Origin of the sequence: Salinicola halimionae, from assembly GCF_003206065.1 — a bacterium.
GTDB lineage: Bacteria > Pseudomonadota > Gammaproteobacteria > Pseudomonadales > Halomonadaceae > Salinicola > Salinicola halimionae.
In genome coordinates this window covers 874,222-889,864 of record NZ_PZJQ01000004.1, presented here as the reverse complement: position 1 = coordinate 889,864, position 15,643 = coordinate 874,222, and the positions used below count along the sequence as shown (strand labels likewise).

The following is a 15,643-nucleotide window of genomic DNA, read 5'->3' as shown; positions in this document are numbered from 1 at the left end:
GAAATAGACTCGGAGTGGATCAAGCATCGAAGCTCTTGATAACGCCGAGCGGCTCGCCCGCCTCGGCGACGATCAACGAGGTCAGTTTGCGCTCCCGCATCAATAGCTCGCAGTCGTGAAGGTTGACCTCCCCGCCCACCGTGACGGGCATGGTCCCCATGATCTCCCGCGCGGTCAGATGGTCGGTCCCGGTCGACTTCTCCAGGGCACGGCGAAGGTCGCCATCGGTAATCACGCCCAGCAATTTATCTTGAAGTGAAACTATACAAACGATCCCCCTTTCACCCTGGGTGATTTTGCTTACTATTTGGTGAAACGACGCTTCGCCGGGGAGACGAGGCACATCGTGCATGACCTCTTTGGCCAAGGTCAGAAGTTTTCTACCCAGCGAACCGCCCGGATGGAAACGGGCAAAGTCGACGGGCATGAAAGCCCTGCGATTCATCAAGGCAACGGCCAGGGCATCACCCATCACCAGGGTCGCGGTGGTCGAGGTCGTCGGCGCCAGATTGTTGGGGCAGGTTTCGCGCTCGATGGAGACATCGAGGTTCACACCCGCGCTTTGCGCCAGGGTCGAGTCGGCGCGACCCGTGATGGCTATCGTTTGGGCCTGGATATGGCGCAGATACGGGATCAGCTTGATGACCTCATCCGTTTCACCGCTGTAGGAAATCAGGATCACGAGATCGACACTGCCGATCATCCCCAGATCGCCGTGGTAAGCCTCTCCAGGGTGGACGAAGAAGCTGGGCGTGCCGGTGGACGCGAGTGTCGCGGCGATCTTGCGCCCGATGATGCCCGACTTGCCCATCCCCGAAACGATGACCTTCCCCGTGCAGGCCAGAATCATCTCCACTGCCGCCAGGAAGTCATCATTCAATGACGCACCAATTGCGCCCAACGCCCGGGCCTGGTCTTCGAACACGCGGCGAGCCAGCATCAGAGACTGATCGCTGGTCGGTGAAGCCTCCCTTCTCAACGGGGTGACGATCTCCATATCGCTCTCCTTTCCTGAAGCGCACTCGTAGAGCACGTTCTGACATGACTTATGGCATTACGGTGAACGAACGATGACAGAGAGTTATGACGGTTCCATTGCCATTGCGTGTCAGCGAAGTGACGCAACCGCAACCGGTACCCGATCAACACCGGTCGATTACCGGGCAAACACGAATTTCAGACATAAAAAAAGCAACCATGAAGGTTGCTTTCAGAGAGGCGGAGCGAGGATCAGCTGCGGGCGTTCAGCACCGCTACAGCCAGCGGCTTCATATCTTACGCTGCTCGATGACATGCCAGGAGGATTGCCCACCCTTGGCAGCGGCCTTCTTGTCTTCCTGTACCCGCATACGCTGAAGGACCCGATACTGAAGCCGATTGAAATAATCGAACCCCAGACCCGGCAACGGCAGAAACGGATTGGTACGGCTCATGCCCCAGAGTGCCAGCCGCGAACTACCTGGTTCCGCATTACCCCGCGCATGGACACCGAAAGTATTGGCGATCAGCAACGTATTGGCTTTGACGCGAAACGCCTGCGGCCCCGAAACGCCCAGACGCGGCGCCTCTTCTTCACTCACCCGGAATGACCCACGGGCCGTGTAGCGATTGGCATGCGCCTTGGCACGCAGGCTCATTTCGTATTCCCACTTCAACCGTTCGCGATGCGGATGGTTGGAACCGGGGACGAACACGAACGGCCCGTTCTGATCCGTCACGTCTTCCAGGTACAGCCAGAACTTCATGGTCGGCTGAAAGGTATCGACATGAAGGTTCTTCTGCGGATCCCTGTCTTTCTCGCTTTCCAGACGGCCGTTGTGCACGTTCTCCAGATGGCAGATTGGCAAGCGCGCGTGACCGGCACAGTAACGGAACAGACGCTTCAGACGACCTTCATTCAGTACCGCACGCAGCGTTGGCAACCGTTCCAGCACTTCCGGCGCCAGCAGGATGCGGTGGGTACGCGTATCCCCCTGGCAGCACTCGCGGATCTCGCCCGAGTACTCACGGACTTCGGCCAGCACCGCCTGAAACGTCTCCTCGGACAGGTAATTGGCCTTCTCTACATAGCCGTAGCGCTGGAACTGCTCACGGTCGGCCTTGGCGACGCCACCTGCCAGCATCGACATCCGTAGACGCGACATCCAATAGGCCGACCAGACCCGAGCGGCGTGCAGGCCGTAGCGGTTCAAGCGCTCGCTACCCAGTAGCGGGTTGGCGGCGAAGGATTTGGCGCCAGTGAACAGCTCACCAAACCAGATCGGATATCGAGTCCAGGATTTCATTTCAGGGTTCCTCAGTGCCAGCGAGCATGCTCTTACAGTAATTTGACGCGTTTTTGTTCCCAAGCCCAAGCATGCGCGACGATCGCTCCAACTTCTTAGAAGACTAGATAAGGTAGATGGGTATCGAAAGAGCCATGATAGGCCAAAATGATCACAGCACTGCTAATGATTGGACTTAACTATTCTACCGTCACACTCTTTGCAAGATTACGAGGCTTATCGACATCGGTACCTTTCACCAAAGCCACATGATAAGCAAGGAGTTGCAAAGCCACGACGTGTAGTACCGGAGAAAGTAGACCGTAGTGCTCTGGCATCTGCATCACCTGCATTCCCGCAGAGTTCTTGACGGAGCTATCACCGTCAGCGAACACATAAAGTTGGCCACCGCGAGCGCTTACTTCCTGCATATTGGATTTGAGTTTTTCCAACAATTCGTCATTGGGCGCGATCACTACTACCGGCATTTCCTGATCCACCAATGCCAACGGGCCATGCTTGAGCTCGCCTGCGGGATAGGCTTCGGCATGGATGTAGGAAATTTCCTTGAGCTTCAGGGCACCCTCTTGAGCAATAGGATAATGCCGACCACGACCAAGGAATAGCGCGTGTTGTTTGTTTGCGAAATATTGCGCCCAGATTTTGATGTTTGGCTCCAATGCCAACACCTTCTCGACAGCTACCGGCAGATGCCGCAACTCATTCAAGTATGCCTTCTCATCTCCCAGAGGAAGATTCGATTTGGTCTTCGCTAACAATAATGTAAGCAAGAAAAGCGCGCTAAGCTGAGTCGTGAATGCCTTGGTCGAAGCCACGCCAATTTCCGGTCCGGCGCGAGTAATAAATCGGAGCGCAGTTTCGCGAACGATAGCAGATTCCGGCACGTTACAGATTGCCAAGGTATACGTATGACCCTTTGCCTTGGCATAGTGTAAGGCAGCGAGGGTATCTGCTGTCTCGCCGGACTGGGAAATAACGACGACCAACTGCCTAGGGTTGGCGACACTTTGGCGATACCGATACTCACTAGCAATCTCAACGTTACATGGAATGCCGGCGACCTGCTCTATCCAATATTTAGCGGTCATCCCTGCATAACTGGAAGTGCCGCAGGCGATGATCAATACTGAATCCACATGCTGGAAGATCGTTTCAGCTTCAGCTCCGAAGATACCTGGCTGAAGCTGCCCCGCTCCACTAAGCATTTCCAAGGTATTACTGAGGGCTTGAGGCTGCTCGAAAATCTCTTTCTGCATGTAGTGATCGAACTCACCCAGCTCGACCGCATTAGCGCTGAGATTCGAAATCACGATGTCTCGCTCTACCAGTCGGGCGGAATGGTCCGCAATCGTCACCGCATCAGGCGTCAGTTGAGCCACATCGCCGTTTTCCAGATACACCATGCGCTTGGTGACGGAAAGCAGCGCAGAAGCATCCGAGGCGGCGTAATACCCTTCATCCGCGATGCCCAGCATCAAAGGAGAGCCTTCACGCGCGATCACCAAACACGCCGGCTCATCTTCGCTAATGACTGCCAAGGCGAAAGCGCCGTCCAAATATCCTACGGCGCGCTGAACGGCAGAGAAGAGATCCTCTGCCGGATCGCCAATCTGTCCCTTCAAGCAAGCCTGAATAAGGTGAGCGATAGTTTCAGTATCGGTGTCCGAACTGAAGGTGTAGCCCAATTCCCGCAGTTGGTCACGCAAGGCTTCATAGTTTTCGATAATGCCATTGTGCACCACTGCCAACCCGTCGGAGACATGGGGGTGTGCATTACGCTCAGCGGGAACGCCATGGGTCGCCCATCGCGTATGGGCGATTCCCACGCGCCCCCGCAGCCCCTCCGCTGCGACTTTGTCGATCAACTCAGCTACACGGCCCATGGCGCGGGCGCGATGTAGCCCGTTGCTCAAAATCGCAAGACCAGCGGAGTCATAGCCGCGGTACTCTAGTGTCGCCAGGCCATCCAGCAGAAAGGCGATACTATCCTTAGCGCCGATCGCGCCGACTATGCCACACATAATCTACTCTAAATTAATTAAACAACCAGCTTCTTCTCAAAAGCACTCGTAATAACACAGCAAAGCTACATCTTATTTTATTTCATGATTCTTATGGCCATGAAAGCTTCTGCTGCCTCCACGCCGACAATAGCACCACGATGCCTAGCCAAATATTCGATGTGCGCAATACTTCTGGAATGCGGATAATCACGCATTTCGACTTCATATTTTTGAAGAGACTCTATTTTGCTACCAATAAAGTCACTAATATCAATAAAAACATTTGGCAAAAACGCTTCGTACGTTGGGGCATTCCATTCAGAACTAGACATTACTTCAAAAGAATAAATTTCTTTTACTGAAGCTTCCGGAACTGGCCTGCAGGCAGTGAGAACCGCCTGATGGGTAATTCGATGATCCAGGTTTAAATCACCAAGATGATGTGTATAAATAACTTCAGGCTTTATTTCATAGATTATTTTTTCAAGCTTTTGAACAATATCAAGGAGAGATACGCCGTCCATCCTCTGATCAGGAAAACCAAGCATATAGACATTTTCGATGCCGAGAATCTGTTGGGCTTCTGCCGATGCCGCATTCCGCTGTGCCAAATCTGCAGCATCTTTATCCGGGCGAGAAGTTACGCCATCAGCTAAAAAAACCGCATGAACAGTATCACCATCTACGGAATGCTTTTTGATCGTACCGCCACAACCAAGCGCTTCATCATCAGAGTGGGCAGCCACTACTAGAACAACTTTATTCATCGAACTGCTTCCAATCTGTCGGTGTACCTTTCATCACGTCAACCCTAAGTTCTTTACCAACCAGAGTATTAAAATATTTTGGCTGAATGCCCACGCCGGGACGAATTCGACGAATATCACTCTGGGCAATAACCTCGCCAGCTTTCATATCTCGCATAAAATAAATCGAACGACGAAACATCTTATTAGGCTCTTCAGCCAGTTGCCTAGCATAGCCGGGCTTACCCACCGCCGCCCATGCAGAGTGAGTATTAGCACATAAACACTTTAATTCATTGGGTTCTATAGAGAAGGCACTATCTGGACCACCATCACTACGATTGAGAATGAAATGCTTTTCAATCAAACATGCTCCTAAGGCTACAGCTGCAACCGAAGCAGTGGTACCTAACGTATGATCAGACAAACCGGGAATGGCCTGAAAACGCTCCCCAAGCACCTTAACTTGCGCTAAATTTGCTTGTTCCATTGGAGCTGGATAGCTACTAGTGCAATGAAGTAATACTAACTCATTACAACCTGCATTTCGCGCTGTATTTACAGCCTCCTCAATTTCTTGCTCACTAGCCATACCCGTTGACATAATCATGGGCTTACCAGTTTTAGCTACATATTCAATCAGCGGTAAGTCAGTAGCCTCAAAAGAAGCGATCTTGTATGCTGGCGCCCCCAATTCTTCCAGCAAATCCACCGCCGTTTCATCAAATGGTGTAGAAAATACTGTGATGCCTATTTTCCGTGCGTGCTCAAACATCGCTTTATGCCATTCGAACGGTGTTTGCGCCATTTTATAGAGATCATAGAGCCTATGACCATCCCAAGGACCACCTTGTATCAAAAATTCAGGACGATCACTATCGATCGTCATTGTATCTGCCGTATAGGTCTGTAGCTTAACAGCCGAAGCCCCACATCGCTTGGCCTCATCAATGGTTTCAAGTGCACGCTCTAGGGAGCCATTATGATTAGCCGAGAGCTCTGCAATAATATAAGGGGGATACTCAGATCCAATTTTCACACCATTTATAGTGGCATACATTATGTTTTCTCCTGATCGTTTTTTTCTCGAATACAGACCGATGCGGTCAATTTGTCATTTCCGATATCCGCCTTGGAAAATTCTAAGACATAATCACCATATTCTAAAAAAGCCTTAGGATAGGTTGGCGCATCAAGCATTCGAATATGGTCATACAATTTTTTGAGACCACCGGCTTGCGGCAACCGACTTTGCTCAGGCCCCCTCCGCTTAAATATAACCGGTGCTCCCTGCTGGTCCTCTGGTTTAGGTTGATTCATTATCATCCAGTCTATAATACTGAAACTTAATTCGCCAGCACGCAAATAAATCTCTTCTGCCGTTCCTTGGAGAGAAAGGGGGACTTTTGTGTACACCGGACCGGCATCCATTTCTTCCACCATCTTGAGCGCGGTCAATTTAGTTTTTTCACATCCATCTACAATCAGGTTTTGAAGAGGGCTACCACCACGCCCATAAGGTAAATCAGTCATGTGAAAGCATACGCACTCATAGCGTTGCCAAATATTTATTGGTACTAACCAGTTCCAGTGCAAGAAAAAAATATAGCGAATCGAGCCGGCACTTTTCAACAAACTATCAAGTTGATCGGGATCGTGGGCCCAAATAAACTTATCATCAATGTGAAGACAGTCTTTTGCTAAATCATTGTGCCAAGGCTTAGAAGTAGCAAGAATATAAGTGTGGTTATCCAAAATATGCACCTTGTCAAACACGCGAAGCGGTTAAAGCTTTTCGAGCACTCTCCCATTCCAATGCAAAAAGACCAAAACGAGTAACATATTGATAAGAAGCACCATCCCAATATTGTTCTCTGAATTGCCCTTCTACGGTAAAGCCAAGTTTTTTGTGAAAATGCTCGCTTCGCTGATTATTTTCAAGAACTTCCGCGTTAATTTTATGAAGTTCTTTTTCCTTAAAAATATAGTCAAGCGCTTCTAAAGCTAATTTTGTTCCTGTTCCGGACGGCGCTTCTGGATCTATGTAAAGCCCCCAAAAAGCGTGACTGGAAAAACGGTCTATGTTAGTGAAATAGACCACCCCAAGCTTATTACCTTTAGTGTCACTATAAAGGAGCCAGTCAGAATTTTCTTTTTTAGCTTCCTTTAAAAACCACTCCTTGTGATGCTCAAATTGAATGATGTTCTGAAAAAACATTTTGGAACGTATATGGGGATGATTCCGCCATTCAAGCATCAATTCCAAGTCGGAAATAACGATATTACGTAAAGGCATAAATTTCGCCTCGAGCTAAGTATTGAATAACAAAATCAGCGCCCTTCCCACTCACAATATTTCGCGCTCTCTTTGAATTTTTAGAGTTGGTATACGCATCATCTAAAGAGCACCTTATGGCCGTACGAATACATTTGACACTCACTGAATTAACACCACCCAAAAAACTTATCAACTTCTGTGATGATAATTTTTGGTTAATCTCATCCTGATTATGGGCTACACTGACGACTATCGAAGTTAAACCGAGACACATACGCTCCCAATTTGTCGTCCCTCCCGCTCCCAACATTAGATCAGCGCGAACCATTAAAGCGGCGAGACTAGTAAGCCCAGAATAAAGTCTTGCACCATGTCTGTCTTTTACAAATCGCTCTACGACCGATGGTTTGGGGTGATTTTTTCCAAGCACCACGTCTATAAAAAGATGCTCAAATTCAGGTGCGGCCAATGCTTCCAAATAACGCTCTGTTAAATGAAATGGGTCACTCCCCCCTACGAATACTAGCACTCGCGAAATCTGCCCATCTCGCTCAGGTAGAGCCTCCGCCAGTACTGCGTATTCCTTCTTTAACAATGCATATCGTGGGCCCAGTAATAATCGACATTCTGGATTAACCAACTTGCGGTAGAGGTCTTCACTTTGATGATCTAGCACATTCTGATCAAGCAAGATATCTGCAGAATGGCAACGATCGGCCAAGTCATCGATGACAAGCAAGCGAGAGCGCGCTGGGCAGGCGACCCTCTCCCACTGGGCTTCCAAGGCATAGTGATCGACAACCAACCAGTCAGGATTCAGTTTTTCTAAATAGATGGCGCTTTCTTGGGCATCCGTTTGCCAGTTGGTTCCCAGCCAATGTGCATGAAAAGGCGGCTCCTGATCGGGGCCAGAAGTACTTTCCTGAGTCATATCCGACATTTTGAGCCGGTATACGGTAAAGCCTCGCGATTCGATCATGTCAATCAGATGACCGTGATGCTCTCGGCAAAGGAAATGGCATGCTGCGCGCTGACGCTCTCGCAGCGCCGTAGCCAAAGTGAGGCAACGCATGACATGCCCAGTCCCGATTTCGAGAGAAGCATCAACACGAAAAGCAATTCGTGGAATTAATGCTGACGACGCTTCCTTGACTGTCATGAATCTTGAGCCTGCTCGGCTTGCAGTGCTTTAAAGAGCCACTCGGCACGCTGCCAGTCTTCCTGAGTATCGATATCTTGTACTCTATGCCGGGGTAGCTTTACGGGTATCGAGCGCTCTGCAAAGAGAGGACGCCCCTGCACCCATGCTTCGGTACTTCCCCAATAGAATTGACCAGCGTCATGCCACGCCTCTTCAAGGTCCTGAGAGCGGGTAGTGAAATGCTCTGGCTGGAACATGCTCACCCGCCCTCCCAGTGTCATGCGCAGGGCGCGCTGGATTGGAAATGCATAACTGGTCACGGAAAAGGCGTAGTCGACTTCCTCTGTGGAAAGGGCCCGAAGCCCCGTTCGCAGATCTTGTGGTTGAACGAAGGGTGCTGTTGCATAAAGGCAACATACCGCGTCGGGAGACTCATCCTGTCCCGCAATCTGCGCTATTGCGTGAGCAATGACAGGAATCGTGCCCGTATGGTCATCCGAAAGACCAGTGGGTCGCAGAAAAGGCGTTTCCGCCCCCCACTCTCGCGCAACAAATGCTATTTCCTCATCATCAGTCGACACGATGACCCGATCAAAACAATTACTTGCCAAAGCAGCCTCAATGGACCAAGCGAGCATCGGCTTTCCGCCGAAAGCTTTGATATTTTTACGAGGTATACGCTTGCTGCCGCCACGTGCAGGAATTACTGCCAATCGCATCAGCCTAGCACCTTCTGCAGTACGTCGATCACTTCGTCCTGTTGGGCAGGATTCATCGTGGGATAAAGCGGTAGACTGATTGCTTCCGAGTAATAGCGTTCTGCTTCTGGAAAGTCACCCTTCCTAAATCCCATCTGTTCATAATAAGGTTGGGCAGGAACCGGTATGTAATGCAGATTGACACCGATGCCATGCTCACGGAGAGCCTCAAATACCTCGCGGTGGCTATTATTGATCTGGCCCAATTTGAGTCGGATGACATATAAATGTCGGCCCGAGTAACTGTCCGGATGCTGCCACGGAGTCACCAACGGCAAACTCTCTAAGGCCTTGTCATAACGCTCGGCCAATTGATGACGCTTGGCGACATAGTCATCTAGCCTTCCGACTTGGGAGACCCCCAAAGCCGCCTGCAACTCCGTCATCCGATAATTGAAGCCGAGTTCAATCTGCTGGTAATACCACGGCCCATCCGCATCCTGAGTCATCAGCGCAGGGTCACGGGTAATACCATGGCTTCGCAACAGATCCATGCGTGATGCCAGAGCATCACTATTCGTGAGCGCCATGCCGCCTTCCGCCGTCGTGACAATTTTCACCGGATGAAAACTAAAGACAGTAATATCGCTGTACTGGCCGCTACCGATGAAATCACCCTGGTACTTGCCGCCTACAGCATGCGAAGCATCTTCGATAATACTGAATCCAAACCGTTGGCTCAGAGCATGTATCGCTTGCATATCGCAAGGCTGCCCGCAGAGATGCACAGCAACCACGATTTTGGGTAACCACCCCTGCTGCTCTGCTGCGATAAGTTTGGTTTCCAGCGCTTTAGGGCAGAGGTTATACGTATTCACATCGATATCGACGAAGTCAACAGCCGCGCCACAATAGAGCGCACAGTTGGCTGACGCGACAAAGGTGATCGGACTGGTCCAGAGCCAATCACCCTTGCCCAGCCCTAGAGACAAGCATGCAATATGTAGCGCGGATGTTGCACTATTGACCGCAAGTGCGTGGCGAGCCCCTACGTGTTGAGCGATCATCCGTTCAAACAGGGGCACTTTCGGCCCCTGAGTCAGAAAGTCGGATTTCAGCGTCGAGACCACCGCGTCGATATCAGCTTGGGTGATTTCCTGCCGACCGTAGGGAATCATCAGATCGCTCCGATTTTATTTCGATTCTGATCAATCCAAGCCTCCAGCTCGGCGTCACTCATCCACTCTTTGTTGTTATCACTGGAATAGATAAACCCCTCGGGGACCTTATAACCGTCCTTTATGCGATTCCTATCTTTATCCCAATCGTTGATTTGCGGGAGAATTTTGAAATGCTCGGGATATTCATAAGTGTAGTAAGAATCTTCCGCACTGATCATTTGTTCGTGCAGCTTCTCCCCAGGGCGAATGCCCACGACTTCCTGCTCAGCTTCTGGGGAAATCACTCTTGCCAAATCCGTCACTTTCATGGAAGGGATTTTCTTGACATAAATCTCACCACCTTCCATATCCTCGAAAGCATGCCACACCAGCTCGACACCTTCCTCCAAAGAGATCATGAAACGAGTCATACGATCATCCGTGATCGGTAGTACGCCTCTATCTTTTATCGACATAAAGAACGGGATAACCGAGCCACGAGAGCCCATGACGTTGCCATACCGAACTACAGAGAAGCGCGTCTGGTTATGGGCAGCGTAGTGGTTTCCCGCGACAAACAGTTTGTCGGAAGTCAGCTTGGTTGCGCCATAGAGGTTAACCGGACTACTGGCCTTATCAGTTGATAGTGCCACTAATTTTTTGACGCCTTTATCAATACAGGCATCGACCAAATTCATAGCACCAAGGACATTGGTCTTGATACATTCAAAAGGATTGTATTCGGCGGTGGGAACAATTTTTGTAGCCGCCGCATGCACCACATAATCAACCCCGTCTAAGGCTCGGTAGAGTCGCTCGCGGTCTCTTACGTCACCAATAAAAAATCGAACACGACTATCACCCTCAAATTTCTTGGCCATTTCCCACTGTTTCATTTCATCACGGGAAAAAACGATCACTTTCTTAGGATTATGTTTTGCCAAAAGCATAGGAATAAATGTATGACCAAAAGAACCGGTTCCACCTGTCACCAAAATTGTTTGATTATCAAACACAGCGCACCTCAGATAATTGAATTCATTTTCAAAGCTTCAACAACATCTTGGCAGGTTTTTTTAAAATCCTGCAACGACTCCTCTTTAAACATATTTTGATGCAATCTAACAAAAGACCCCGTAACACAACCGCGTATAGAATAATTGTCAACCCAATCATGCAAAGAATCTTTAATTATCTCAACATCAGCGATATCGGCTTCCATGATTTCTTGATAACTCAAATCATCTTCAGCACTAAATATATTGGGGACTACATCAAACCAGTTACTACCCAGCATCAAAGACTTCTTACCTAGGCATGCAGCTTCCAAACATGATGTTCCCGTTTGAGAACACGTTAGCTCTGCATTTTTTATTAACTTTACAGGGTCCACATTGTCAGGCACTAAATAGACATTCGCAAGCGACTGAATATAACGATAAAAATAATGAGAGCGTCCAAACACCCCCCTATACTTCTTGCTAAGTTGCGTATAGTGCTCTTTTACTATAATATTTATATCAGGCGGAACATAGCTTCTCAAGTACAATAACGCATCGTAGATATTATAGTACGCACCGCCATCTGGATTTGAGGTCTTTTCCGGTTCGTAATGGAGTGGAAAATAAACATACCTGCCCTCCGGAAGACCACTTACCAACGCATTATTGTACAAATCATGCTGCAGCTCTCTTAATGCAGCCTTATATTCAAGGCCATCTCTAAAATTATCTATAGAAACTGACGGCGTTTCCGATAAAAAATCAGCTGCAGTAACTCTGTAAGAAATTTTTTTATCAGGAACTTTGCTAGCATCGACAGATTCCCAAAGTTCTTGGCTCACTCTTCTTTCAATGCTAACATTTTCTTGTAGAAATATTTCGTTACTTTTTTTCTGAGCCTTCATATAATCAGGTTCTATATCTGCATAATTGCCCTCTCCAAATGAATCAATATAACTATTCAAAAGTTCTTTGCAGCGTTTTTTTTCGACTCCTGTCTGACTAGTCTTCAACCACTCAGAGCCGAATCCTCGTGATAAATATGATAAAGGTACAACCGCCGACTCGCGAAAATGCAGTGTTTCAATACCAGCTATTTGACAGGCCCCATAAAAAGCCATCGTGGCAGGCAAATGAGGGCTATGGGCACTTATAATAAAATCTAATTTTTTCTGAATAACCTTGCTATAGAAAAATGAAAAAAGTGAATAGAAAAGAGCCTCCCTTTCTTGATATCTGAATGCCCCATGATCGTCTTGACGATCCATCATTTTAATTACTTTTTCTTTTAGCTCTAAAAACTCTGCTCTTTTATACCGAGGAATGCGGCCAATCTTTATTTCATCTTCAAACAGAAAGGAGGCGCCCTTGTTAAACCTCCAATAGTCGTAAAACTCACAATTTGGATAGTCATTCCGCGCAAGTTTTGTCTTACCACCGGAATAGCCCATCCACATCACCGGCTGGACATTGTATTTTATTAGCTGACGGCTTAACTTGTACATACTACCGCGCATAACGTCAATAAATCCCGCGTTTATCACGGATTGATTTTCCATATTCAAGCCTCATCCCCGCAAACGACATGATTAAATTTTTTGATATAACTCTCCGCTGGGTCACCTAAGGAGTAATGACAAACCTCTACTCTTTGCGGAAATTTTCTCAAATCATTTAACTTGACCGAACTTAGAACGCTGTTGATTTTTATAGGATCGTGCAGAACATACGTTGCTTTTGATGAGGGAAACAATGAAATCAAAACCTCCTCATCTTGCTCTCTTGGGTTTGTTAAAACCATCGGCTTCAGGGTATATAAAAAATCATTCAGCACGCTAGATACATCTGTAATTAGCAAATCAGCGTCATTCATCAAACCATTTATGTCCGCCCCACTGTCAAACAATGTAATATTGGATTGAGATTCACATAAACCTTTCATTTTTTCCAAATAAAACCCGCAACGACCGTTTTTATTATAACCAGTATATGGATGCGGCTTGAACAATACTTTTATGTCGTCTTTCTTGGAAAGCTCTTGCAGCACGCTCAAGCCAAATTCATTGACCGATGAATAATTTGCTTCTTCTACGAATCCTTCCCATGTAGGCGCATATAGTATCGTTTTTATTTTCGTAGTTGGTGCGGTAGTTTGCCGTAGATTTAGTTCAACCTGAGGTCTCCCCACGTGCACTATCTGATTGTCCCTAATTGGTAAATCACCATTCCTCAATCTAAACTCAGCCAAAGGACCTGCAACCAGCAACTTATCATAAGCCATCAAAAATTTACTTTGATTAACTACTTTATCACTCTCACCATGATTAATGAAATAGTGCTGAAGCTTGTAAAACCTTAATGCATGGACATTTTTTTGAGTATTTGCCGGGTATAGTATCTTCTTTACCACACCGTTATTTAAAAGCTCTAAATCTCGCATCGTCTTCATGTAATAAACAGGAAGATTAGTTTCTAGCAAACCTTCCGCAACTTCTTTCTCTCTAATCACTATAGCGCTTTTTCTATCCAGCCTTTCAAGTACTGGAATCCACATATTAGCTTGATAGGCGACATCTTTTAACCCGCTAACATATAATATAATTTCCGCTCGATCTTTCCGCATAAGCTGCGCGTCAGGAGTAACGAAATTGCTAATTAATTTCTGGTAACTTTGACTAACCTCACCTAGCTGACGCAACGTTTTCTGCGCCAAATTTTCAAGCTCATTATTTTCTCGGATTATTGAATTCAGAAGGCACTCGTAAGCGTAACTAATGAGTTCATTTTCATTCTGGTAAGTTTTTTTCGTTGATTCTAATACCCAGTCTTCGACCCATAAACTCCTAGAAACACCACTTTCTTTAAAATAACTATTCAAGTCCGCCGGCACCCAACAATCATATGCTTCTCTGGGTAATCTCCGGACGTCAAAGTTGGTGTGTCGATATACAACGCCCTTGTATGAATATTCCACCCAATCACTTGCTTTATTCAAAAAGCATAATACAACCTCAATACCATTTGAATGCTTCAACTCCACCGATTCTTCACACTCGTGCTGGATCGAGAAAAAAGATCGATATTTAAGATCCTTCAGAAATATATCAGTTTTTGAATTTTTGCTTACACAAAACTTCATTTCAGGCGGAGGTCGGTTATCATACTCCCTTAATAGCCATTGGAGCGTTTCCTGCAAAGCTATAACATTAGCGTCGCGAAAATTTGCCAGCTCCATCAGAGCTTTTAAAGCTTGGCGAAATCTACCGTCACGATTGTCCAACAAAGACGCGGGTGAAAGTAATGCATATGGCATAACCCACTGTGGGAGCCCCTTTTCCTGTAAATACTGCACCTGTACTGGTAAACCTGGAACTCCGCCTCTAACATCACTCGCGTGGCGATATATACTATCGTGGAGAGTTTTATGTGCTAGTTTATAATTTCCTGCTGAGGAAGCAGCTTTCGCTGTAGCGCGTGATATATCGCGATGGTAACGAACCGCCGGAGCTTTTTTACACCACCGATCTAATAACGTGATATAGCTCGCTAAATCACTTACGTTATCGACTAAATTAGCCAAATGGAGCCAGGTAGCCGTACGGCGACTGTAGCTAAGGACATTTTCAAGAATCCCCCAGGCTGCGTTTTTTTGACCAACATCTTTCAAAATCTTTGATATTACATATGCTATATCTGGCTTAGATGTCGCATTTGGTGTCATTTGCAATTCTGCTAAAGCATCAGCCGAATTACCTTGATAGTACTTTAAAATAGCCAAATAAACATGATACAACGAATCTTTAGTATCTAGTTGGCCTAATGAGATTTCCAGCCTAGCAGCTTCCCCATTCATTAATGCCGCTTCGCATGAAAACCTTCTAATTTTGCTTAAATCTTTATTATAACTTTTTAAACGATTCACGGCTTCTTCTGCAAGCTCAACTAGTCGAAAAACCTCTTCATAGTCAGCTTTTATCGCCGCCAATTGAAGCGCCGCAAGATACACATCTCGCTCGTTATCTAAGGGCTCTTTATCCTCTATCTTTTTTAAATGGCGTAACACTTGCTCGTACTGTTCATTCCACTCTGCCCGAGAGGGATCTAATTTCATCGCTTGTGCGATATGTCTTTCGGCTTTTTCATACTCTTTACGCCTAAACCACGACATACCCAGTTTAAAGTGACTTGGGGCGTGATCAGGCTTTTCGTTAACAGCCTTTTCAAAGTACGATACCGCTGACTCCCATCGCTTTTCACGATATGGTTTTAATCCAGCTTGGTACGATTTTGGAGTGCTATTGAAAACAGCTTTAACCAAACCAATCATGCTT

General features: G+C 47.2%; 13 protein-coding genes. All 13 read right to left on the bottom strand.

Translation table 11 applies throughout. The features are described from left to right. Positions 1–19: 19 nt before the first annotated feature. Positions 20–997 (bottom strand): KpsF/GutQ family sugar-phosphate isomerase, encoded by a 978-nt coding sequence (locus DOM27_RS09875; protein WP_110655833.1) that lies wholly within the window; start codon positions 995–997, stop codon positions 20–22. 271 nt (positions 998–1,268) lie between these two features. After that, entirely contained in the window at positions 1,269–2,285 is a 1,017-nt protein-coding gene (locus tag DOM27_RS09870) for a phytanoyl-CoA dioxygenase family protein (RefSeq protein ID WP_110655832.1), read from the bottom strand. Between the two features lie 179 nt (positions 2,286–2,464). Next, positions 2,465–4,306 (bottom strand): glutamine--fructose-6-phosphate transaminase (isomerizing), encoded by a 1,842-nt coding sequence (gene glmS / locus DOM27_RS09865; RefSeq protein WP_110655831.1) that lies wholly within the window; start codon positions 4,304–4,306, stop codon positions 2,465–2,467. Positions 4,307–4,383: 77 nt separating this feature from the next. Further along, positions 4,384–5,055 carry a PIG-L deacetylase family protein gene (locus tag DOM27_RS09860; RefSeq protein ID WP_110655830.1) on the bottom strand — a complete coding sequence of 224 codons (672 nt, stop codon included), beginning with the start codon at positions 5,053–5,055 and terminating at the stop codon, positions 4,384–4,386. Continuing rightward, positions 5,048–6,094 carry a pseudaminic acid synthase gene (gene pseI, locus DOM27_RS09855; protein WP_223162313.1) on the bottom strand — a complete coding sequence of 349 codons (1,047 nt, stop codon included), beginning with the start codon at positions 6,092–6,094 and terminating at the stop codon, positions 5,048–5,050. The genes DOM27_RS09860 and pseI overlap by 8 nt, the downstream gene beginning before the upstream one ends. Beyond that, positions 6,094–6,789, bottom strand: coding sequence for a formyl transferase (locus DOM27_RS09850; protein ID WP_223162312.1), 696 nt, complete (start codon positions 6,787–6,789; stop codon positions 6,094–6,096). Before DOM27_RS09850 ends, pseI begins: the two co-directional genes overlap by 1 nt. A 13-nt stretch (positions 6,790–6,802) precedes the next feature. Then, complete coding sequence (pseH, locus tag DOM27_RS09845; protein WP_110655828.1) at positions 6,803–7,330, bottom strand: UDP-4-amino-4,6-dideoxy-N-acetyl-beta-L-altrosamine N-acetyltransferase; 528 nt, start codon at positions 7,328–7,330, stop codon at positions 6,803–6,805. Further along, on the bottom strand, positions 7,317–8,471 hold the full coding sequence (pseG, locus tag DOM27_RS09840) for a UDP-2,4-diacetamido-2,4,6-trideoxy-beta-L-altropyranose hydrolase (protein WP_110655827.1): 1,155 nt from the start codon (positions 8,469–8,471) through the stop codon (positions 7,317–7,319). The genes pseH and pseG overlap by 14 nt, the downstream gene beginning before the upstream one ends. After that, the gene (gene pseF / locus DOM27_RS09835) at positions 8,468–9,172 is read right to left on the bottom strand and encodes a pseudaminic acid cytidylyltransferase (protein ID WP_110655826.1); all 705 of its coding nucleotides are present in this window, start codon (positions 9,170–9,172) and stop codon (positions 8,468–8,470) included. The genes pseG and pseF overlap by 4 nt, the downstream gene beginning before the upstream one ends. After that, on the bottom strand, positions 9,172–10,329 hold the full coding sequence (pseC, locus tag DOM27_RS09830; protein WP_110655825.1) for a UDP-4-amino-4,6-dideoxy-N-acetyl-beta-L-altrosamine transaminase: 1,158 nt from the start codon (positions 10,327–10,329) through the stop codon (positions 9,172–9,174). The genes pseF and pseC overlap by 1 nt, the downstream gene beginning before the upstream one ends. Continuing rightward, entirely contained in the window at positions 10,329–11,327 is a 999-nt protein-coding gene (gene pseB / locus DOM27_RS09825) for a UDP-N-acetylglucosamine 4,6-dehydratase (inverting) (protein WP_110655824.1), read from the bottom strand. Before pseB ends, pseC begins: the two co-directional genes overlap by 1 nt. An 8-nt stretch (positions 11,328–11,335) precedes the next feature. After that, complete coding sequence (locus DOM27_RS09820; RefSeq protein ID WP_110655823.1) at positions 11,336–12,871, bottom strand: hypothetical protein; 1,536 nt, start codon at positions 12,869–12,871, stop codon at positions 11,336–11,338. 2 nt (positions 12,872–12,873) lie between these two features. Further along, positions 12,874–15,639 carry a CDP-glycerol glycerophosphotransferase family protein gene (locus DOM27_RS09815; protein WP_157956747.1) on the bottom strand — a complete coding sequence of 922 codons (2,766 nt, stop codon included), beginning with the start codon at positions 15,637–15,639 and terminating at the stop codon, positions 12,874–12,876. Positions 15,640–15,643 lie beyond the last annotated feature (4 nt).